This window comes from Streptomyces sp. NPDC020490 (genome assembly GCF_044335305.1).
In the GTDB taxonomy this organism is placed as follows: domain Bacteria; phylum Actinomycetota; class Actinomycetes; order Streptomycetales; family Streptomycetaceae; genus Streptomyces.
Genome location: NZ_JBIRUY010000051.1, coordinates 16,329 through 37,363, shown reverse-complemented (window position 1 = coordinate 37,363; position 21,035 = coordinate 16,329). Strand labels below are relative to the sequence as shown.

The 21,035-nt window shown below is 70.6% G+C and carries 14 protein-coding genes; 11 read left to right on the top strand and 3 right to left on the bottom strand.

Annotated features, from left to right (window positions below; translation table 11 throughout):
• The first annotated feature begins 230 nt into the window (after positions 1-230).
• The 7 genes from ACH4ZX_RS36650 to mobF all read left to right on the top strand — a co-directional run bounded on the left by ACH4ZX_RS36650 (position 231) and on the right by mobF (position 12,517).
• Positions 231-2,282 (top strand): hypothetical protein, encoded by a 2,052-nt coding sequence (locus ACH4ZX_RS36650; protein WP_398282629.1) that lies wholly within the window; start codon positions 231-233, stop codon positions 2,280-2,282.
• A 2-nt stretch (positions 2,283-2,284) separates the two neighbouring features.
• Complete coding sequence (locus ACH4ZX_RS36645; protein WP_398282627.1) at positions 2,285-2,698, top strand: conjugal transfer protein TraB; 414 nt, start codon at positions 2,285-2,287, stop codon at positions 2,696-2,698.
• A 139-nt stretch (positions 2,699-2,837) separates the two neighbouring features.
• Positions 2,838-5,138, top strand: a complete 2,301-nt coding sequence (locus ACH4ZX_RS36640; RefSeq protein WP_398282625.1) for a hypothetical protein — start codon at positions 2,838-2,840, stop codon at positions 5,136-5,138.
• Positions 5,139-5,218: 80 nt separating this feature from the next.
• Entirely contained in the window at positions 5,219-5,713 is a 495-nt protein-coding gene (locus tag ACH4ZX_RS36635; RefSeq protein ID WP_398282623.1) for a hypothetical protein, read from the top strand.
• 215 nt (positions 5,714-5,928) lie between these two features.
• Entirely contained in the window at positions 5,929-7,092 is a 1,164-nt protein-coding gene (locus ACH4ZX_RS36630; protein ID WP_398282621.1) for a ParA family protein, read from the top strand.
• Positions 7,089-8,204, top strand: a complete 1,116-nt coding sequence (locus tag ACH4ZX_RS36625) for a ParB/RepB/Spo0J family partition protein (protein ID WP_398282619.1) — start codon at positions 7,089-7,091, stop codon at positions 8,202-8,204. The genes ACH4ZX_RS36630 and ACH4ZX_RS36625 overlap by 4 nt, the downstream gene beginning before the upstream one ends.
• 377 nt (positions 8,205-8,581) lie before the next feature.
• Entirely contained in the window at positions 8,582-12,517 is a 3,936-nt protein-coding gene (mobF, locus tag ACH4ZX_RS36620; protein ID WP_398282617.1) for a MobF family relaxase, read from the top strand.
• Positions 12,518-12,780: 263 nt separating this feature from the next.
• Here the strand turns inward: mobF and ACH4ZX_RS36615 are convergent, their stop codons facing one another.
• From ACH4ZX_RS36615 to ACH4ZX_RS36605, 3 genes are all read right to left on the bottom strand, one after another.
• The gene (locus tag ACH4ZX_RS36615; protein WP_398282615.1) at positions 12,781-15,057 is read right to left on the bottom strand and encodes an NB-ARC domain-containing protein; all 2,277 of its coding nucleotides are present in this window, start codon (positions 15,055-15,057) and stop codon (positions 12,781-12,783) included.
• Positions 15,058-15,244: 187 nt separating this feature from the next.
• On the bottom strand, positions 15,245-15,802 hold the full coding sequence (locus ACH4ZX_RS36610; protein WP_398282613.1) for a hypothetical protein: 558 nt from the start codon (positions 15,800-15,802) through the stop codon (positions 15,245-15,247).
• Positions 15,803-15,831: 29 nt separating this feature from the next.
• Positions 15,832-16,923 (bottom strand): NlpC/P60 family protein, encoded by a 1,092-nt coding sequence (locus ACH4ZX_RS36605; protein WP_398282611.1) that lies wholly within the window; start codon positions 16,921-16,923, stop codon positions 15,832-15,834.
• A gap of 320 nt (positions 16,924-17,243) precedes the next feature.
• Between ACH4ZX_RS36605 and ACH4ZX_RS36600 the strand changes: the two genes are divergently transcribed.
• Genes ACH4ZX_RS36600 through ACH4ZX_RS36585 form a run of 4 tightly spaced genes read left to right on the top strand, consistent with a single transcriptional unit; the run spans position 17,244 to position 21,035 of the window.
• Positions 17,244-18,065 (top strand): hypothetical protein, encoded by an 822-nt coding sequence (locus ACH4ZX_RS36600; protein WP_398282609.1) that lies wholly within the window; start codon positions 17,244-17,246, stop codon positions 18,063-18,065.
• A 13-nt stretch (positions 18,066-18,078) separates the two neighbouring features.
• Positions 18,079-18,405 carry a hypothetical protein gene (locus ACH4ZX_RS36595; protein WP_398282607.1) on the top strand — a complete coding sequence of 109 codons (327 nt, stop codon included), beginning with the start codon at positions 18,079-18,081 and terminating at the stop codon, positions 18,403-18,405.
• A gap of 10 nt (positions 18,406-18,415) precedes the next feature.
• Positions 18,416-19,180 carry a hypothetical protein gene (locus ACH4ZX_RS36590; RefSeq protein ID WP_398282605.1) on the top strand — a complete coding sequence of 255 codons (765 nt, stop codon included), beginning with the start codon at positions 18,416-18,418 and terminating at the stop codon, positions 19,178-19,180.
• Entirely contained in the window at positions 19,170-21,035 is a 1,866-nt protein-coding gene (locus tag ACH4ZX_RS36585; protein WP_398282603.1) for a hypothetical protein, read from the top strand. The genes ACH4ZX_RS36590 and ACH4ZX_RS36585 overlap by 11 nt, the downstream gene beginning before the upstream one ends.

Below are 21,035 nucleotides of genomic sequence, written 5' to 3'. Positions count from 1 at the left end.
GGGCGCGCGGGCGTACGGGCGCGTGGGCGCGCGAGGATCTCCGATCCGGTCACCCTCTGTCAACCCCTGGAGCAGTCGTGTCAGACGACAACCGGAACGGCGAGAACAACGTCCTCTCCCTCCGGCCGAGGGGCAGCAGCCCCCCGCCGGGCCTCCCTCCGATTCCCGGTGCCGCACCGCCGGCACCCCCTGCGGCCCCGCCGCCTCCGCCCGCCGCTTCCCCGGCACCGGTGGACGACGACGGGGCCGGAACACTTCCGGCCCGCTCGCGCCGGTCGGCCACCGACTCGCTGCTCGCGCTCGGTGCCGGGCCACCGGGCCTGCCGCCCGCCCCGGCCCACCCGCCGACCACGGCCACGGTCGTGCGGTCCGAGGGCCTGGTCGACGGCGACGACGGCGACGGCGACGGCGACGACCCGCAGGAGCCGGGCCTGGCGGCGCTGGGCCTGGCGGCGACGCTGGCCATCGCCCTCGCCGCCCTGCGCGGCACCGCCACGGTGCTGCATGACTGGCGCCAGCGGCGTATGGAACGCGCCGAGGAACTCGCGCCGCTGCGCGAGGCCCGCCTCAAGCACAAGCTCGCAGGTGAGGAGGCGGCCGCCAAGCACGCCTTGGCCATGCAGGGCATCGGAGACAAGGCCGCGCAGAAGCGCAGCAAGATCCCCTCCAGCCAGGAGTACGGCCGCAAGGCCCTCGCCAGTGGCCGCAGCTCACTGGGCTCAGGAGGCGGCAAAAGCTCCGGCTCGAGCGGCGGTCGCGGCACCGGTACCGGACCCGGTCGCGGTACGAAGTCCGGCACGACGGGCACCGGGCCCGGAGCGAAGACCAGCCCGGGCAAGTCCGGCGGCGGTAAGACGTCCACCGGCACCGGCTCGGCCGGCACCGGCAAGGGCGGCAAGAACGGCTCCGGGGCGGGGATCAAGTCTCTCTCCGGCGGCAAGTCGCCCAGCTCGAAAGCCTCCAGCCCGGCGCTGGAGCGGGCCCGCGGTCGCCAGGAGCGAGCCGCCGCACGGCAGGGCGCGAAGAGCCAGCGGCGCGCGGACCGGCAGGCGGCCCGGCTGGAGAACCGGGCGAAGGACCACGATGCGGCTCGCGACCGGAAGCACGCGGAGAAGGAAGCCCGCCAGGCCGCGAAGGGCAAGGTCCGCAACGCCCGTATCGAGGCGAAGGGCGACAGGAAGGAGAAGGCCCGCGACGCCCGGTTCGAAGCCAAGCAGCAGCAGCGCGAGGCACGAGCCGAGGCTAGGCGCAAGAAGACGGAGAAGGCCGCGGCCACCGACGCCGGGCGCACCACGCTGGGCCAGGCCGCGGCGAAGGCAGCCCGGCGGCGGCTGAAGAAGCGCCGCAAGAATCTCGCGCCGCCGATCCTGAGCACGGTCAAGAAACGCAAGAAGAAGCCCGAACCCGGTGCCACGTCGTCCGGCGCCGCAGCGGGGACCGGCACCGGCACCGCGACATCGCCGAAGAAGCCGACCGGGCCCAAGGGCCCGAGGGCGAAGAAGAAACACCGGTTCAAGAAGCCGAATGCCAAAGCCGGCACGAAGCCGACCACGTCGACGTCGTCGACCAGCTCGGCGGGCGCGCCGTCGACCGGACCCACGGGGACGTCGTCGACCGGATCGGCGGGGACGTCGTCGACCGGCCCGGGCGGGACATTCAGCGGACGGCGCAGCGCCTACGACTCCATGCGGGACACCGACCCGAGCCGGCAGACCGTGTACCGGGTCGAGTCGCTGCACGTGCCCGGCGCGCAGGCGCGCCGGTGGGAGCCCGCCGCGGTGACGGCTGGGACACCGCCGCCGCCCGCTGCGCCCGTCGGCACCAGCCCCACCACGAAGGGAGTGCGCGTGAGCGCATCACCGGTTTCCATCCCCACCCCACGGGCCACGGTGTCCGCGGAACACCTGACGGAGGTGACACTCGACGACGTCCTGGACGCCCTGGCGGACTCCAAGGACGAGTGCCTGACCACGTACGACGAGTGCGCGGTCCTCGCCGACAAAGCGGTCAAGATCCGCAACTCGCTGCGGGAACTCGCCGTCGAGCTCGCCGAGCGCAACAACGTGATCGGCCGCCTCACATCCGCCGCGATGAACCGGCTGGCGGAGTCGATGGATCTGCTGAAGAAGAAGGCCGAGGACATGCGCAAGGAGTCTCTGGCCGCCTCCGAAGCGGTCGAGACCGCTCACGACGAGATGCATGACGCCTACCGGCCCGTGCAGCACGCTGCGCTCGACGCGGGCCTGACCATGCCGTCCGCCCGCATCCACAACGAGGACTGACGATGACAGACCTGGTGCCCTACACCCCCAAGCCCCTCGCCAAGGGTGGGCGGCTGTCGTTCATCACCCTGGCGGCGAAGATGACGACCCTCACCGGCCAGGCCCTGGCCCTCAAGGAGGGGCTGTACGTCCTCAAGCGCCGCATGGAGAAGGACGCCAAGGACGCCGACCGGATCGCCGACCTGTGCGCCGAGGCGGAAGTCGAGCCGAAGTTCACCGGCCTGATCAACGAGGCCGCCGGCGCCTTGCGCAAGGTCGCCGAGGCGGCCGGCGGGCTCGCCGCAGCCGCCGACCAGATGGAAAGCAACGCACGCGCCTTCAAGGACGCCCACGAAAGCGAATACCGGGGCGTCTACGAGGCGGTCCAGGCGTCCGGCGTGCGGCAGGCGAAGGCGGGCTTCTACCGCAAGCGCTGAAACGTGCCGCACGAGAAAGAACCAGCGCAACCCCTGTTCGACCTGTCAGACCCGACAGATCCACAGGGAAGAAGGGGCCCGGTGAGTTCCGCCGGGCCCCTTCCTCATCCCCCTTTTCACCCCTGGCGGGAGGAACACTGTGACGACTGACATCGAAATGGCCCAAGAAGCCGATGTCGCCCCCGGCCCGGGGCTGACCACGAAGCAAGCCCGGCGCCTGGTCATCGCCGAACGCGTCCTATACACCGTGGCCGGCACTTGGGCGGCAGCCGGACCGGTCACCGACGTGCCCTGGTGGGCGCACGGCGCCGTCGTGCTCACCGGCTACCTGTCCGGATGGCGGGTGTGGAAGCGCGCCGACGGGGACAGCGACGGCCTGCTGCTGTCGGTCTACCGCTCGCTGCCGGTGCTGGGCTGGTCCGGCACCTACACCGCGGGCCTGCTCTCGCCGGTCTTCCACTACCCCAACGGCTGGCCGATGCTGACCGCCGGCGTCTGGACGCTCGGGATGGCAGCGGCCACTCCGTGGACCCGCTCGCGCGGCCTGCGCCGCGCCATAGAGCGCCAGGCCGCCGAGCACGGCGAGGAGCAGGTGCTCGTGGCTGCTCAGGCCGCGTCGCAGCCGACCACCTTCGACGGGCACGTGAAAGCGATGTGGGCCGCATCCCCGGCCACCGGCGAGACCTGGCTGGAGAGCGTCAAGCAGGACCACTTCGAGCGTGCCGACTTCTCCGCCCTGGTCCTCGCCCCGGCCGGGCAGGCTGTGCCCAGCTCGGTCACCTCCCGCTCGGTCGCCGCGGTGTTCGACGTCCCCGAGCAGTGCGTGAGCATCACCGGCGTCGACGGCTACGGCCCCGGCCGCCTGCAGATGCGCGTCGCCCCCTCCGAGACGGTCGCCAAGGCCACCGAGCAGGGCCTGAAGCTGCTGTGGGAGCAGAAGGTCTCCGGACTCGGCGGTGCGGCCCCCGGCATGGAACTGGTCGACTACCGCCTCGACAAGGAAGCGGGCACCCTGCGGATGCGGGTGGCGGCCGCCGACGGCGAGCTGATCAGCCTGCCCCGCCTGAAGCTGGCCCGGGCCCTGAAGATCGACGACCCCGAGCTGCTGATGATCGAGACGGATGGCCTGGCCCACGCGGTCGTCACCGTCTACCGCGAGCACCCGCTGCTCAACATCCGCGAGGCCACCGTCGAGGACTTGACGATGGGCGAGGACGGCCGGATCGCGGTCGGCCTGCGGCACGACGGACGCCTGTTCAAGATGCCGCTCTACGACCCGGAGATGGGTGCGCTCACCGACCTGGTCGTCGGCGCCATGGGCTCCGGCAAGAGCGTCTTCCTGCTCACCGTGCTCATCGCCGAACGGCTCAGCGGTGTGATCAGCCTCGTCGCCGACGCCCAGTCCGGCATGTCCCTGCCGGAGGCCAACGGCCGGGTACGGCACTTCGGCGCCGGCCTCGCCGCCATGGCCGCCACCCTCGCCGCCGCCTGCGCCGTCGCCGACTACCGCGAGAAGGTCTCCTCCGCCAACGGCTGGGGCTCCTTCGTCCTGGGCGACCCCTGGCGGCTGGTGAACGTCACGCTCGACGAGATCAACCTGGCCATCGGCGAACACGCCATCTGCCCGCCGGAGTTCAGCAAGTGGATCGTGGCGATGATCGCCCGCATCCAGCAGACCGGCCGCAAGTTCGGCTTCGGCATCCGCTTCGCGGGCCAGTCCATCCACGTCGCCGACCTCGGCGACGCCGAGAAACTGCGGGCCAACGCCCGTCAGGGCACCGTCTGGATGGGCCGGGTCAACAGCACGATGACCCAGTCCATGGCCACCGACATGGTCAGCGACGGCACGGACGTCACCCCGATCCGCCGGTTCTTCGGCTCGGTCTCCGAGGAACTGGAGGCCGCGTGGGACGGCAAGGAGGTCCCGCCCGGGCCGATCACCGCGGGCATGGCCTGGGGCCTGCAGGGCGGCCGCGCCACCCTGATGAGGGTCTTCAAGGCCCTCAAGCGGAACAAGACGTACCCGCACCTGATCCGGCTGTTCGAGTCCGCGCCCGAGATCCCCGGCTTCACCCCGGAAGAGGACACGGTCTTCAAGGCCGCCTACGCCGAGGCGCTGATCGCCGCCGACGCTCTCTTGACGCCGAGCGAGGGCGACGAGGAGGAAGGCGGCAAGAGCAAGAAGGCCAAGAAGGGCTTGCCGCAGATCAGCCGCACGGGTTCCTTCCCCGCACCCCCCAAGACGCTCCGGGACAGGGTCCTGGAAGCGCTCGCCGACGGCGAACCCCGCCGCGTCCGCGACATCCGTACGGCCGTCGGCGTCGGCACCGAAGGCGGCCCGAGCTCCGGCTCGGTCGACAACACGCTCAGCAAGCTCGCCGAGGAGGGCCGGGTCGTCCGGGTCGGCCACGGCACCTGGGCTCTCGCCCCGCACGACTGACGCGCCCCGCAAGGGCCGGCCGCTCCCGTCACCGACCGGCCGGCCCCGCCACTCCCCCAGCAGATGAAGGAGCACTTCCAGTGGACCACCGCGCCGAGCAGGAATCAGAGGCCGCCGCCGAGGCCCGCCGCCTCATCGAAGCCGTCGAGGCCGTTTACCGCCAGCCGCCGCCGGCCCCGATCCCCACGCGTTTTCGCGACGAGACGCCCAACCGGTCCAGCGGCGCCGAGCCGGTCCGTCAGCCCGACAAGAGGGTCATTCCGGCCTGGGCCGCCGGAACCGCGGTCGCCGGCATCGGCGTGGGCACCGGGTGCGTCGGTCTCGGCTGCGGCATTTGGCTCGCCTGCCAGGGCTTCGCCGCCGTCTCCCTGATGAGCGTGCTGTTCGTGACGCTGCCCATCGCCGCGGTGGCCGCCGTCGTCGCCGCCGTCGGCACGGCCCTCAAGGGAGCCAAGGCCGCCCACACCGAGCACCACCACCACTACGCGGGCGACGTCCACCAGAACCACAGCCACCACAGCACCCGAACAACCGGACTGATCGCCCACACCAAGAACGACAACCGCCGCCGCTGACCGGCGAGATCAGCACTGTTGGACCCAACAGGTCCAACAGTGCTGCCGGGACGACGCCAGCACTTATCACGCCGTGATAATCCCGGCTCGGGCTGCCACCCACGGGCCGCGATTATCACGCCGTGATAACCCGGACGGCACACGCACCGGGTGAAACGGCGTCAGAGCCGCAAAGAGGGTGCTGCTGCGCCCCCAAAAGTCAGTATGGTGACGTCATGCCCTCTCCATACCCCGAGGGAGACCGGGAAAAGGTAGCGTCCAAGCTGCCCTCGGCGCTCCAACAAGCACTCAAGGTCCGGGCCGCCGAACTCAGCCTGGACATCCAGGACGCCGTCGAGGCGGCCATCAACAGTTGGCGTACTGACGCCGGTACTGGCACCGAAGTAGACACCGCCGGAGCCAAGTCGTTCTCGACCTGGCTCCCGCCGGGCCTGTACGAGCAGTTCAAGGAGACCTGCACCGATCGCGGCGTCTCCTACACCCAGGGTCTTGCCCAGTCGATCCGCGACTGGCTCGACGTCAACCCGTCCCCCCAGCACGGCACCCGCGGAAAAGACCCCGAGCGGAAGATCGTCGGCAACCAGAAGGGTGGGGTCGGCAAGACCGCCATCTCCGCCGGTATCGGCCAGGCCTACGCCGAAGCGGGTAAACGCGTCCTCATCGTCGACTTCGACCCCCAAGGCCACCTCAGCGAACAACTCGGGGTCCCCCAGATCGAACCGAACCACGACAGCCTGGTCTCCCACATGTGCGGCGAAGGCCAAGGAGACCTGCGCGACCTGGTCGTGGTGATAGACGACTCGCGGTACGACAAGCGGCTGCATGTACTGCCCGCCTGCTTCGACGGATTCCTCCTCGACGCGAAGATCGCCGTCGTGGCGACGCAGAAGCGTGGCTTCCAGAAGGAGGCAGCCCTCGAGCTGGCCCTGCGCCCCCTCGAAGCCGACTACGACATCATCATCATCGACTGCCCACCCAGCCTCGGCATCGCCATGGACGCCGCCCTCTACTACGGGCGCCGACGCCGCGGCGAGGCCGCCGGCGTCTCCGGAGTGATCATCCCCGTCCTCGCCGAGGACTCGTCTGCCACCGCCTACGGCATGCTCGCCCAGCAGGTCGAGGACCTCTGCGAAGACCTCTCCCTCGAGGTCGACTACCTCGGGCTGGTCGTCAACCTGTACGACTCCCGCCGCGGCTACGTCGCCACCTCGTCCCTGGACAACTGGAAAGCCCTCGGCGACCCGAAGGTCCTGGCCGTCATCGGCGACCTGAAGGAGCAGCGGGAAGCGGTCCGCAAGCGGATGCCGCTGCTGAGCTACGCCCCGCAGAGTGACCAGGCGGAAGCCATGAGGCAGGTAGCGAGGGGAGCCACCCGTTGAGCAAGGCCGACACCCTTGGATCGGCGCCCGCGTTCGGCGCAGCGCGCGGCGCCCGGTCCTCCCGACGCAACCTCATCGACAAGACCATCGCAGGCGAGGAGACGGCTGCAGCGGCCATCACCGAGCTGCCGGTCACCCTCATCAGCGACAACCCCGACAACCCGCGCAACCACCTCCGCAACCTCGACGAGACGGTGCAGACCGTCCGCGAGGTCGGCATCATCATCCCCATCGCCGTCGCCACGGTCGACGCGTACCTGCGCAACCGGCCGGACCGCGCCGACGACCTCGACGACGGAGCGCAGTACATCGTCGTCGACGGCCACCGCCGCCTGGAGGCCGCCCGCCGCGTCGGCATGGCCACCATCCCGGTGCGGGTCGACAACGGACGCGTCGCCACCGATGAAACGCTCCTCGAGGCCGCGTTCGTCGCGAACTACCACCGCGACGACATGACCGACCTCGAAGAGGCGCACGCCCTCAAGACCCTGGTCGACTACTACGGCTCGCAGACCAAGGCCGCCAAGCGGCTGGGCATTCCGCAGAACACCATCTCCAGCAAGCTGTCCTTGCTGAAGCTCACGCCTGAGCTCCAGAAGGATCTGGTTACCGGGGAGCGGAAGGTGGAGCACGTCCGCAACCTCGGCAAGCTGTCCCCGGAGGAGCAGAAGGCCAAAGCGGACGAACGAGCGGAAGCGGCCCGCAGGAAGGCGGCGGCGGCCTCGCCGCAGGAGGTCGTTCAGCGCTCAGCGGGCCCCGCCGATTATCACGGCGTGATAATCCAGGAGACGCACGCTGGCCCTCCCGCCCCCTCGGCTGCTCCTCCGCAGTCCGGTATGGCCACGTCGGCCGCCGCCCGCGAGCAGGCATCCGAGTCCCTCCCCGAACCGCGCACTGGCACCGAGGAAGTCAGGACTGCGGAGGCAGAGGCGGCGCAACCCGAGGAGCCGCAGCGGCTCCGGTACGACGATGCGCCCTCTTTGGTGCACCACCTCCAGCAGAAGATGAAGCCGGAGGCCTTCGTCCAAGGGGCCCGTGTGTGGTTGACGGTCCTGCGGGAGCAGTACCCGGACCAGTACGAGGCGCTGCTGGCCGATCTCGAAGCCCGATAGCAGCGCCTGTCCCCAGCGGCCCCGCTCGCCTCGCCTATACGGCGTCGAGCGGGGCCGTACTGCTTGCTGCGGAGTGGGTAGCCAGGCCAGCCGGTGCGTGCCCCGGACTTATCACGCCGTGATAAGTCGAGCACTCGAGAGATGAGTCCGAAAGGCCGACCACGCCCGATGCCAGTGCCTCCGGATGCTCTCCTAGCCTCACCGCCTACTGACACAGTCGTCCAACACTCGCCCCGCTGCTCACCGTTGACTCCCCTCCTCCTCCAGAGCTACCCTTCACGATCCATCAAGATCAGAAACGGATGGACAAAGGTACGTCCCCTGCGGGGACGTACGCGGCTTCGGCCGCGGAAGACGGGGGAAGGGGGCGGCGGTCGATGGCCTGGGTCACCGGGATCGTGGATGACGCGCAGGTCGAGTACCGCCTCACCGGCCATTCCGGTTGCTACGTGCAGCAGGACGGTGAAGGCCTCGCCGGGCAGACCGACACCGCCGCCGGTGACCAGGTCGGCTACCGCATGGACGCCGCCGAGGACGGCACGCTCGTGTGGATCGGCGAGGGCCTCGCCGCGGTCGGCCAGAGACCGGGAGCGGTCCTCGACGAGGCCGACAAGCAGGCAGCCCGCGCGCTGACCAATGGCGTGCACCCCCTCACCGGCGAGCAACTGGTCCGCCCCGAGCTGCGCGCGCACCCGCGCGCCAAGCTGGTCGGCGCCCGGCTCGTCGAGGCGGTCGAGGCGGCCGCCGATGCCGCCGGATGCGAGCCGGCCGACCTGTTCGTCGGCAAGCCCAAGCAGGCGAAGAAGTGGGCGACGCTCGCCCGGATGGTGCACCAGAAGGGCGAACGGCATCGGCTGCAGGTCGACTCCCTGCACCGCCTCGCCCGCGCGGCCGGGCTCGCCCTGGAGGACATCTACGACGCCGACGAGCTCGCCGAGGCCCGCGCTCACGAGGGCGAGCGGGTCAGCGTCCGCATCCGCGCCTACGACCTCGTCGCCGACCTGCCCAAGAGCGACTCCACGCTGTGGGCGCTGCTCGCCGAGCGGCACGAAAAGCAGTTCCGCGACTTGGTCCACCAGGCCAAGCGGGAGGCCTTCGCCGAGCTGGAACAGTGGATCGGCTACGGCCTGGCGAGCGAGGACGGCAAGCTCCACCGCATCGCCACCGGCGGATTGCTCGGCTGGAGCGTCGAGCACCAGTCCGCCCGCCCGGTCGACGACACCCCCGGCGACCCCCACCTGCACGTCCACATTGTGATCGTCAACATGGCCCGCTGCGAGGACGGCCAATGGCGGGCCATCGCCAACGGCGGCATGGACCTGCACCGGCACGCCCGCGCGTTCGACGCCCTGTTCAAGGGGCGGGTGCGGGCGCTGGCCCACGAGCGGTTCGGGATGCGCTACGCCCGCTCGCCGCGCACCGGCGCCTGGGAGGTCGAGGACATCCCCGAGCCGCTGCGCGACCACTACTCCCGCCGGGCCGCCCAGGTCGACGCCATCGCAGGCGCCGACGCCAGCCGCGAAGAGAAGCTGCGAGTCTCGGCCGAGACCCGGCACGCCAAGCACGACACCGGCGTCCTGGACCTGCGCGCCGGCTGGCGCCGACGGGCCGAGGACCTCGGCTACGACGTCGACGCGATGGTCTCGGCTGCCGCTCCCGGCCCGCCCGGACCCGACGGGCCGCTCGCCGTGACCGGCCCCGACGGCCCGCGCACCCCCTCCCCCGAGCAGATCGCCTCCGAGGTCTTCCACCCGCAGCACGGGCTGACCGCGTTCGACAAGGAGTTCTCCCAGGCGCAGTTGCTCGCCCGGGTCGCCGACGCCTGCCCGTTCGGCCTGGAAGCCTCCGAGCTGGAAGGACTTGCGCAGCGGGTACTCGCGGTCCGCGGATACGCCAAGGCGCTGCCGCCGCGGGGCTCGCATCTGATGGCGCATGCCGAGCGGTACACCACCCTGGACATCCTGCAGGCCGAGCAGACCATCGTGGACCAGGCCCGGGCCCGCTACGCCGACGGCTCCGCACGCCTGAGCCAGGATCAGGCGGCGGCCGCCATCTCCGTGTTCGAGGTGGCCGCCGGATTCTCACTCGCCGGCGAGCAGCGGCGCGTGGTGGAGCGGCTGCTGACCGGCGGGCACGGCGTGGACGCCGTCATCGGCGTCGCCGGATCGGGCAAGACGAGCCTGATGGAGGCCTGCCGGATCGGCTGGGACGCGACCGGCCTGACCTACGCCGGCGCCTCCCTGTCCGCGGTCGCCGCGCAGAACCTGTACGAGGGCTCCGGCATCCCCTCCCGCACCGTCGCCGCCTGGCTGCAGCGCATCCACGACGGCACCGGCCTGACCGGCATCGACGTCCTGGTCCTGGACGAGGCCGCGATGACGGACGACCGGGCCATGGCGGTGCTGCTGACCGAGGCCGCCCGCACCAACACCAAGGTCATCGCGGTCGGTGACCCGCAGCAACTGCAGGCGATCGGCCCCGGCGGCGGCTTCACCGAAGTCCACCGCCTGGTCGGCGGCGAGATCCTCGCCGTCAACCGGCGGCAGAAGGACGCGGGCGAGCGGGCCGCCCTGGAGATCTGGCGCACCGGCGCCCGCGAGCAGGCCTTGAACCTGCTGGCCGACCGCGGCCGCATCCACGCCACCGACAGCGCCGACGACGCTCGCCGCGGCATCCTCGCCGCCTGGAACGAGGCCCGCGCCCGCTACGGCGACGCGTACGACATGCTCGACAACCTCGTCGTGCTGGCCGCCCGCAACAGTGACGCGGCCCTGCTGAACGCCGGAGCGCAGGCCCTGCGCCGGGCGGCCGGCGAACTCGGTCACACCCACCGCTACGCCCTGCCCGGCGGTGACCACCTCACCCTGGGCGTCGGCGATGTCGTCCGGGTGCGCACCAACGACTACCGCTCGCGCCGCGGCACCGGCCCCGACGTCCTCAACGGCTACCGCGCCGTGGTCACCGACATCGCCGACGACCACCGGGTCCAGATCACCTGGCGGCGCGAGAACCCCGACGGCACGGCCCACACATCCCAGGCCTGGCTGACCCCCGGGCAGATCACCGCCGGCACCCTCTCCCTGGGCTACGCGATGACCATCGCCTCATCCCAGGGCCTGACCACCGACACCGCCCTCGTCTACGGGCTGGGCGCGAACGCGTACGCCCTCTACCCCGGCATCACCCGCGCCAAGGAGGCCAACCACCTGTGGCTGCCCGCCGCGGCCCTCGAGGACCCCGAAACCCGCGCCCGGCTGGGCGAGCCCCGCGACGAGGCCGAACTCCTGGAGCGCGCCCTGCACGCGTACACCGTGCTGCTGCGCCAGGACCGCGCCGACGCCATGGTCAGCGACCATCTTCGCGCCGCTCCCGAGCCTGTGGCCCTGCGCCTGCCCGCCCCCGGTGAACCTGACTTCCCGGCCTGGGACGACCGCGACGTCCGCCCGTACGGGGCGCTGGCGTCGGGACAGTTGGAGTCACGGCTCGCCAGGGCACTGCGCGCGGCTGCCACCACCGAGCACGCCGCCGACGGACAGACCCGCCTAGCCCGCGAACTGGCCGCTGCCGCGGCCGAACAACCCAGCGCCGGGCAGCGCACCGCGCAGGCCGCGGCCGCCGTCCTCGCCGCGGCCGATCGGCTGGCCGCACAGGCTCAGCAGGAGACCGGGACCGCTCGCCGCGCCGCGGCCGTGGCCGAGCAGGCCAAGGGCATCAAGGAGCGCATCGAGGCGGCCTTCGGCCGCAGCCGGATCGCCCTGCGGCTGGCCGGCACCTCCCGCGCCGAACAGCAGGCCCTGCTCGCCCAGTACACGCGGCAGATGACCGACGCCCACGACGAACAGCAGCGCGCCGAACGCGCGGCCGCCACCACCCGGCAACAGGCCTGGCAGACGCTGCGCACCTCCCCCTACGCCGAGGCCTTCCGCGCCCACGGCGCGCTCGGCGATGCCCCCGCCGACCCGACAGCCCTGCGGCAGCGGATCGCCGCGATGCGCGCCCACCTGCCCACCCTGGCCGCACAGATCGACACCGCCCGCGCCGAAGCCGCCCAGCAGGCCCGGCACGAGGCCGTCGAGCTGCGCGCCAAGGCCCGAGACCTACGAGCGACGGCCGAGCAGCTCCAGGCCGAGCGGCAGTTGCGCCAGCAGATCAGCGAGCAGGCCCCCAGGAGGCACGCGATCGAGGAGGCGGCCCGCGACGCCGCGTTGCAGCAGGAGCGGCGGCACAGCGCCGTGCGCGCCCGTCAAGCCCGCGAACAGGCCCAGCGCCAGCTTCCGCAGCAGCGCCCGGGAGGCGGCATTCGCGTCGGCTGACCGCAGGGTGCATGTAGGTTCTCAGCCTTCTTGTCCGACCTACACCAGTGAGCTGGGCGTTGTCGCGGTTCCTCTTCGGTCTGTCCGCGCGTTTTTTCATCGGCGTGTCTGGTTCTCCGCCGAGACCGGGTCATGAGGACGATCTCGGAGGAGTGCCAAGCCCGCTCAGCACTCCCCGGTTCTGGCCTGCGCAGTCGGGTACAGCGCCCCACCGACCGGTGAATGGGGCTGCGGTGGGAGCGGACTTGCGTCAGGGTCGCGCTTCAGGTGAGAAGGGCGAAGAGGAGCAGGCCCCTGTCGCTCCCCACCGCGAGTTCGCCAGCGGCCCCCCAGGAACACGCAGCCAGCACTGCATCGACTCGCGCTATGGCCACGGTGCGCTGACCCGGGACGGCCCAGATCCGTACCGTCTTGTCGCGGCTGGTGGTGGCGAGCCAGGTGCCGTCCGGCGCGATCGCCACCGACCTCACTGCGTTGGTGTGGCCGGTGAGGGTGGTGGTGCAGGTTCCGGTGGCGCGGTCCCAGATCCGTACCGTCTTGTCGCGGCTGGTGGTGGCGAGCCAGGTGCCGTCCGGCGCGATGGCCACCGACCTCACTGCGTTGGTGTGGCCGGTGAGGGTGGTGGTGCAGGTTCCGGTGGCGCGGTCCCAGATCCGTACCGTCTTGTCGATGCTGGCGGTGGCGAGCCAGGTGCCGTCCGGCGCGATCGCCACCGACACCACTGCTTTGGTGTGGCCGGTCAGGGCGCGGTGTAGGGCGGGTGAGGGGGCGTCGGGCAGGGGCCAAAGGTTTGTGAGGCAGGGGCGTTGGGCGGGGTCGTGCTGGCGTGCGGTGATTTGGGGCTGCCAGTGCGGGTGTGTGTTGAGGCGAATGTGCAGGACGCCGACGAGTGCGTGGGGCGGGTCGGTGGGGGTGAGGAGGTGAGCGGTCTGGGCGAGGCTACGGGCCAGGGGGCGGGCGTGGGGGGTGCCGATGCGAGTGAGGTCCGTCCAGGGGGCGAGTGGCCCGCGCTGGGCGAGGCGGGTCTCCACCCATCGCAGGTCGCCTGCCAAGGCCTCGGCGGAGGTGGTGCGTCCGGCTGCGAGCATATGGTCGATGAGGTGGTCGAGAACGTAGCCGTCCTGCAGTTGCCACCAGGCGTGTTCGGGGTCAGGCGTGGTCGGGGCAAGGGTCTGGGCTCGGGGCAGGGTGGCGGCGATTGCGTCGATCAGAGAGCCGTTGAGGAGGGCCAGGCTCGCAGTGCCGAGACTGCTGCGCAGGTAGTCGCGGATGACGTCGTGCAAGCTGATCGTGCCGCCGTTGCGCGGGTTGAGGGTCAGCAACGACAAGCGTTCCAGGTCCCGGCACAAGATGCGGGTCTGGTCCTCGGTCAGATGGCCGCTCGCCTGCCACAGCAGGGCGACGATGGGGATGGGGATGGATTCGTCCTCGGCGAAGATGCCGAGTTCGGCGAAGCGGTCCGGGCCGCCGGGCGGCAGCAGGGTGGTTGCGGCCTCGATGGAGGCTTTGACGGCCTGGTTACGCAGGCGCGGGTCGTCCAAATTCCAGGTCGCGGCGGGATCGTCCACGGCAGCGGGCCCGTTGTCGCGCATCCTGTTAAGGACCCGCTCGGCGGCGGCGGGGGGATCGGCGCCGGCGGCGCATTGTTCGGCGATCAGGCGGTTGGTCAGGCGCAGCAGCAGGGCCCAGCGGCCGGTGGCCTCCAGCAGGGCGTCCACCAAGGGCTCGGGCAGTTCTGGCAGGTTCCAGGTCAGCACGGCCACGGCCTGGTCGTGGGACATCTGGTCGACGGGGATGCGTTGGACGCCGGAGGGCAGCAGTGCAGGATTTCGGGTGGTGACCAGCCGTACGCAGCGGCGGCCCCCCATCAGGAAGGGGTCGAGCTGTTCGGCTTCCCACACGTCGTCCAGGACGAGCAGGGTGCGGGCGCGCTTGTCGAGGAGCCGACCCAGATGGGCGCCGGCCAGAGCGGGGTCGTCGAACTCGGTGGTGTCACCGGTGATGAACCGGGTGACCTCGACGACCTTGGCCGCCACAGCCGCACGTCCGCGGACGTCCCGTCCGATAGTGACGGTATAGATCCGGGGTCGAAGCGGGAACAAGCGAGACCGGTACCGCCACCGCACGCGCCGACGGGCACACACGGCCGTGGCCAGCGTGGTCTTGCCGAATCCTCCCGCTCCCCACAGGGAGGTGGTGATGCTTACGGCGCGGCCGCCGCGGCACACCGCAGCCGCTGCGGCACGGGTCTGGGCCCGATCGACGAACCATTCCGGGACGGCCACAGGTGGGGGTGGTGAGGGATCGTTCAGGGCCGCCGGCGGACGTAACTGCATCCACGCCGCCATACCGCCTGCCACGACCGACAGCGGCCCGAAGATGCCCATCGACCACCACGGGTGCTGCCGGAGCTCATCCAGCAGCCAGGGCCAGCTCGAAGTAGCCGTGGCGGCGTTCCCCGCCAACGCCAGCACGATCGCCAGGGCAATACCTACGCTGGCAAGCGCGACGATCCCCGCCGCCCATACGCGCACCCGCACGCGCTACCCCCTGGGCACCCGATCTTCCTGCGCTGGACCCTAGCGACCGGCCACCCCTACCATCAACGAAACGCCACAAGACCGCATAGACACAGCTCTTTGAGAGTGCTTCTCATCGATCTGTCGCATACGACAAGTTGGTGATAGATCGATGAGCATCCGACAGGGCCAGCGAGGCGACGCGTAATCAGGCGCTGTTCAGATGCGCCGGCGTCGGCGCGGAGGGCAGGGCCAGGGAGTACAGGCGCTCGCGGATGCGGCGCACGACGAGCGAGTCGGCGCCGTGGATGTCGGTGGCGATCGTCAGCAGCTCCGCGCCCAGCCGCTGCCGGTCGGCCTCCGGGGGCATGGCCCGCCACAGGCTGTAGGCGCGGCGGGTGGCCTCCTCGACATCCGGATGCCCAGGGCCCTGGATGGTGACCCGGAGCTGTACGGCGTGCAGGTACCAGGCCAGCCCGGTGGCGTGATCGGCCATCAGTGCGGCGAGGTAGCCGCGGACTTCGCGGACCTGGACGGTGTGCAGGTGGAGCTCGCCGTACTCGGCGGTGACGTCCTGGTCGATCCCGGCGGCGAGCGTGGCCGCGTCCTGCGGCCGGCCCTCCTGGGCGACTTCCGCCACCCTGACGAGCCGGGCGCGCAGCATTTCCGGCGGCAAACCGCGCTCTGTGGGCGTCGTGCCGGAGGCGGGCGTGGCCCAGAACTCCGGCGTCACGGTGCCCCAGGGGCGGTAGAGCGGCTCGGACATGGACAAACTCCCCTGCTGCGGTGCGAGGTTCACCAGTCCACCACACGGCGGACCTCGGTGATGCGGGTGATGTAGCTGGTGGAGTTGCGCCAGCTCTCATAGGTGACGATGCGGGTCTTCACGCCGGTGCGCGGCGCCTCGATGACCATTCCGTTGCCGACGTACATGCCCACGTGGCCGGGCCGTGCGTCGGAGCCGTCCGAGCCGGGGTTGAAGACCAGGTCGCCGGGCTTGGGGTGGTCGATGTCGACCTGGGTGCCGATGTTGACCTGGTCGTAGGTGGTGCGCGGGATGCTCACCCCAGCCGCTTTGTAGGCCTGCTGCATCAGCGAGGAGCAGTCGCACCAGTGGGCGGGATCCTTGCCCAGGGCGTCGGTGCAGTCGCCGCCCAGGTGGTACCAGCCGCCGCGCTGCTTGAGCGCCCACGCCACCGCGACTCGGACCTTCTTCGGCGTGCCGGCGGGCAGCTCGTACCCGGCGGGCAGGGTCCCGTCCTCGCTGGCCGAGGGGGCCGCGAACTGGGCCGACATGGCCATGATGTTCTGCACGTAGTTGTAGGTCTGGCCGCCCGCGAAGGACTTCGGCGGCACGCCCCGGAACTGGTCGACACGTCCCCAGCCGGCGTTGTACCCGGCCAGGGCGAGCTCGATCGGGGCACCGTTGTAGTCGGGATGCTTCTTGGCCTTCTTCAGCAGGGAGCACATGAACTTGCCCTGGGCCGGGATGGCGTCCGCCGGGTCCCAGACGTCTTTCTTGCCGTCGCCGTTGCCGTCCACCCCCCACGTCGCCCAGGTGCCGGGCATGAACTGGGCTATGCCCTGCGCACCGGCCTCGCTTCCGGCCTGCGGGTCGAAACCGGACTCCTGCTTGAGCTGCGCGGCCAGCACTGCCGGGGACAGCCCCTGGTCGCAGTCGGCGGCCGCCTGAAGGATCAGCGACGCGTACTCGGAGGGCACGCCGCCCTCGCCGATGCGCAGCCCGCCGACCGGGTTGCCGACGGTGCTGTCGTCGTCGTTGAACGTCGCGATCAGCAGCACCACGCCCAGGCCGAGCGCGAGGGGCGTCATCACGAAGCCGACGCCCAGGGCGAGCAGCAGGCGTTTGGGCGCCTTGCCCTTCATGTAATCCCCCTCTTGATCGTCACTCAGATTTGCTCCCTCAAATCTGAAATTCGTACTCCGGGATGGGAACCGGTGTCCGAACGCGTGCGTGATCCTGTGTGACAGTACGCCATCACTGCATCTCAACGAGAGAGGAGAAACACCTTGTTGGGCATGCAAGGTGCGCGTGTAAGGTTCCGGTGAGGGGGATGTGGCGGCGCTGGGCCACGGCTGCGATTAGCCTACGCAAACGTCAAACGGGAATGTACGGGGGAATAATGGGCAAACAACCCGTTGCGGCTCCGGCACTGCCCGTAGGGGCACGGCTGTTGGTGCCCGTGATGGCCGCCACCGGCGGCAGTGGCCGCACCACGACCGCGAGCCTGCTGGCCGCGGGACTGGCCGCGAGCGGTCCCGCCGTGGTCTTGGACCTGGCCCCACGCCTCTCCTCGCCCTGGCCCGCCCGGCTCGCCGAACAGGGTGCCGGCGGGCTGGCCGCGCTGCCGCCCGACCAGCCTCTGACCCGCAGCGCGGTCCAGCAGGCCTGCGGCCTCAGCGCCGGTGCGAACGGAGCCAGTTGGCATGTGCTGTCGGACGGGCGGGACTGGCACACCCCGCCGCTCGTCCTGCCGGAGCCCCCGGCCGCCTGGTACCAACTGGCCGCGATCGGCGGCTGGCAGGCCGTCGTCGCCGACACCGTGCACCCGCTCGCCCACGACCTCCTGGCCGCCCGTTGTGCCGGAGAGCTGGGAAAGACCCGCGGCTGGTACGAACTGCCGTACTCGGTACCCGTGTTGTGTGCGGTTGCCACCGCCGACGGCATCCAGGCCCTGCAGCAGGCCGTGATGGCCCTGCACGCCGAGGGCCTGCCCCTCAACCGCACCGTCATCGTCCTGGTCGCCACCGGCGACGGCCGCCCGCCGGCCGCAGTACGCGCCGGGGCCACCATGCTCACCGCCCGCACCGCCGCCGTGGTGCACCTGCCCTACGACCCGCACATGCGCGCGCACGGCCTGCACGCCGCCCGCCTGCGCTCACGCACCCGGCAGGCAGCCGCACAGCTCACCGGGGCCGTCCTCGCCGCGGCGCACACCGCCTGGGGCCAGCCGCTCCCGGACGCACCGCAGCCCGCCCCGATCACCCCTGCCCTCCCCGCCCGTTGACGAGGAATCGGATATGAGCCAGCTCCTGACCACCCTGAACGCCGTCGCCGACCCGCACTGGCACACCCTCGCCGACGCGGTACCCGGGGTCACCCCCGAGATCCCCAAGGACGTCGACCAGCCCGTCCAGAAGATCCTGAACTGGACCGCCGGTCTCGGTCTGGCCGGGGCCGTCCTCGGCGGCCTGCTCGGCTGGGCCGCCGTGGCCGTGGGCCACAACTCGGAGCGCGCCGCCCTGGCCGCCCGCGGCAAGCAGGCCATCCTCTGGAGCCTGTTCGGCGCCGGCGGCATCGGCGTGACCGCGGCCCTGGTGACCACCTTCTACAACATGGCGAAGTGAGGCGGGCGTGGTGAGCGACAACAAGACCCGCAAGGCCCGGCTCACGCTCGCCGCGCTGGGCGTTCTGGTGGTCGGTGCGCTGATCGGCGGCGGCGTGACGGCGGCGACGATGCTCGGAGGCGACGACTCCGGGTCCAGCACGGCCTCGCCCTCGCCGGCCACGGCCAAGCCGTCTGCGTCGTCCGACGGCCGGCAGACGTCGATGACCCCGGACAAGGCCCGCAAACTCGTCCTGGAGAAGCCGACCGGCCAGAAGAACGGACTGTCCACCGGTTTCTCCAAGGGCCCGGTCGGAGCGATTTCCACCGCGGTGTACTTCTGGGAGGAGTACGCCTTCCTCGACGACCAGAAGGCCCGGCAGCAACTGGACGCCATCGTCTCTCCGGACGCCGACGGCTACACCGACGAGATGATCTCCGAGGTACGCAAGCTGCGTGAGCAGGCCGGTCTCCCACCATCAGGTGGCACTCCGGCCGGGATCACTTTCAGCACTGCGGTCAACGCCGTCCGGGCGACCTCCCTGACCGGGACAGAGGGAAAGGTCGTGCAGATCTGGATGAACTACGACCGGTACGCCACGAAGGCCGACGGCAGCCCGGACGACGACCCGCTCAAGGACCAGGACGCCGACCTGCTGCTGAAGTGGCAGGACGGCGCCTGGAAAATCACGAACGAGCCGCAGTACTGGAAGAAGCGCTCTTTCCCCAGCGCCTACTTCCCTGATGAGCATGTCTCCTGGGCAGACGGCTGGCAGCAGGTGAGGCATGCGGACTGAACGCCATGCGCGTCTCTCGGTCCGCCTCGTCGTTCTGCTGACCGCCGTATTGCTCTGCTTCGGCACCAGTCTGAGCACTGCACCGGTGGCCATGGCCAAGGATGACGCGAAATACCACCTCGACTACGGACCGGACAGCGGCAAACAATGCCCGGTCGACTGGAGTGGCGGCGTAACCTGCGGCATCGACAAGCAGGGCCACTACTGCCTCTACGACGAAATCAACGACGACAGCATCTGCCGCATGCCGGAGGTCGGCGAGCTGCCGGGCACCATCGGAGAGTGCGAGAACGCCGGCGGCGAAAAGTCGCCGGAGTGCAGCGACGGCGCCTGGAAGGCGGTCCAGAAGAAGAAGCTGGAGAAGTGGCGCAAGGACAACATCGAGGCGGTCAGGAAGGGTGAACTGAAGCAAGCCGACTACGACAAGTGGAACGGCTTCCTGACGAAGTGCATAGATGACAAGGGATGGTCGTTCAGCGCCTGCAAGGAAGCGGCGTACCAGAAGTACGGGCCGATCGGCGGGCAGACCCTCGGTGACTGGGTCGGCAAGAAGATCTCCGACCTGGCGCGGGACGCGCTGGAGGAGGCCGCCCAGTACATCGGCAACGCCGTGGTCTGGCTGCTGCAGTCCTTCGCCGACATCTTCAACAAGACGTCCGTGATCAACCTGGATTCCACCGGCATCAGCCAGCCGATGGGGATCGCCATGGCCCTGTCCGTGGTCATCGCCGTGTTCCTGCTGCTCCTGCAGTTCGGGAAGGTGGCGATCAGCCACCAGGGCGGACCTGCGGCAACCGCCATTTCAGGGTTGGCGAAGTGGGTGGTCATCCTCTCCGCGTACTGGACGGTCACGACCACCGCGCTGGAGTTCTCCGACCAACTGTCCGACTGGATCGTCAACTACGGATTTCACGGCGCGAGTACTGCGGATCACGGGTCGGCGAGTGATGCGCTGAAGGCCAAGTTCGGTGAAATGTTCGCGGGCCTGATCGGAAGCGGAAGTGCTGCCACGGCCGGCGGCGCGCTGATCACGGGTGCCGGTCTGGACGCGTCTGCGGTTGCCGTGGTCATCGTCATCGGCATCGTGTGCATCCTGGCGATCGGCGCCCTGTGGGTCGAGATGCTGCTGCGCCAGGCCGGAATCATGATCCTGGTCGCCACCATGCCGATCACGCTGGTCGGGCAGATGTCGGACGCCACCAAGGACTGGTGGCCCAAGGCCCGCGACGCGCTGCTCACACTCATCCTGATGAAGCCGATGATCACGTTCTGCTTCGCGATCGGCTTCTTCGCCATCGAGCAGGGCGAGGGCGTGCAGAACATGATCGTCGGCCTGGTCATCTTCCTCATGGCGTGCTTCTGCTGGCCGGCCATCGCCAAGTTCATGACGTTCTCCACCCTGGGTGCCGGCGCCGCCATGGCCAGCGGCCTGATGAGCTCGGTCGGTTCCTCGGCCAGCTCGATGAGCGGGGCCGGAATGGTCGGCGGAGGCTCCGGCTACACCCGGGCCCTGGAACGGGACAACGCCCAGTCGGGCATGGGCTCCGGGGCCAAGAAGGACTTCACGAACACGGCCGGAGGGGAGCTCCAGGGCTCCTTCGGGAAGGGGGCGGGGCGCGGGCGTCTCAGCACCCGGGTCGCAGGCCCTCTCGGGTTGGGCCTGCAGGTCATGGCCGCGGGCAAGGGCGTTCTGGAGTCCGGGATGGCGAACACGGCCGCGCACGCGGGGCTGGACACCGCCTCGCCGGGCGGCGGTCACGTCGTCATCGCCCCGCGCAGGCCGGACAGGGCGGCTCCGGCGCCCGCCGAACAGACCAGCGGGCCCAGCGCCAGCGGTGCGCCGAGGGAGGGATAA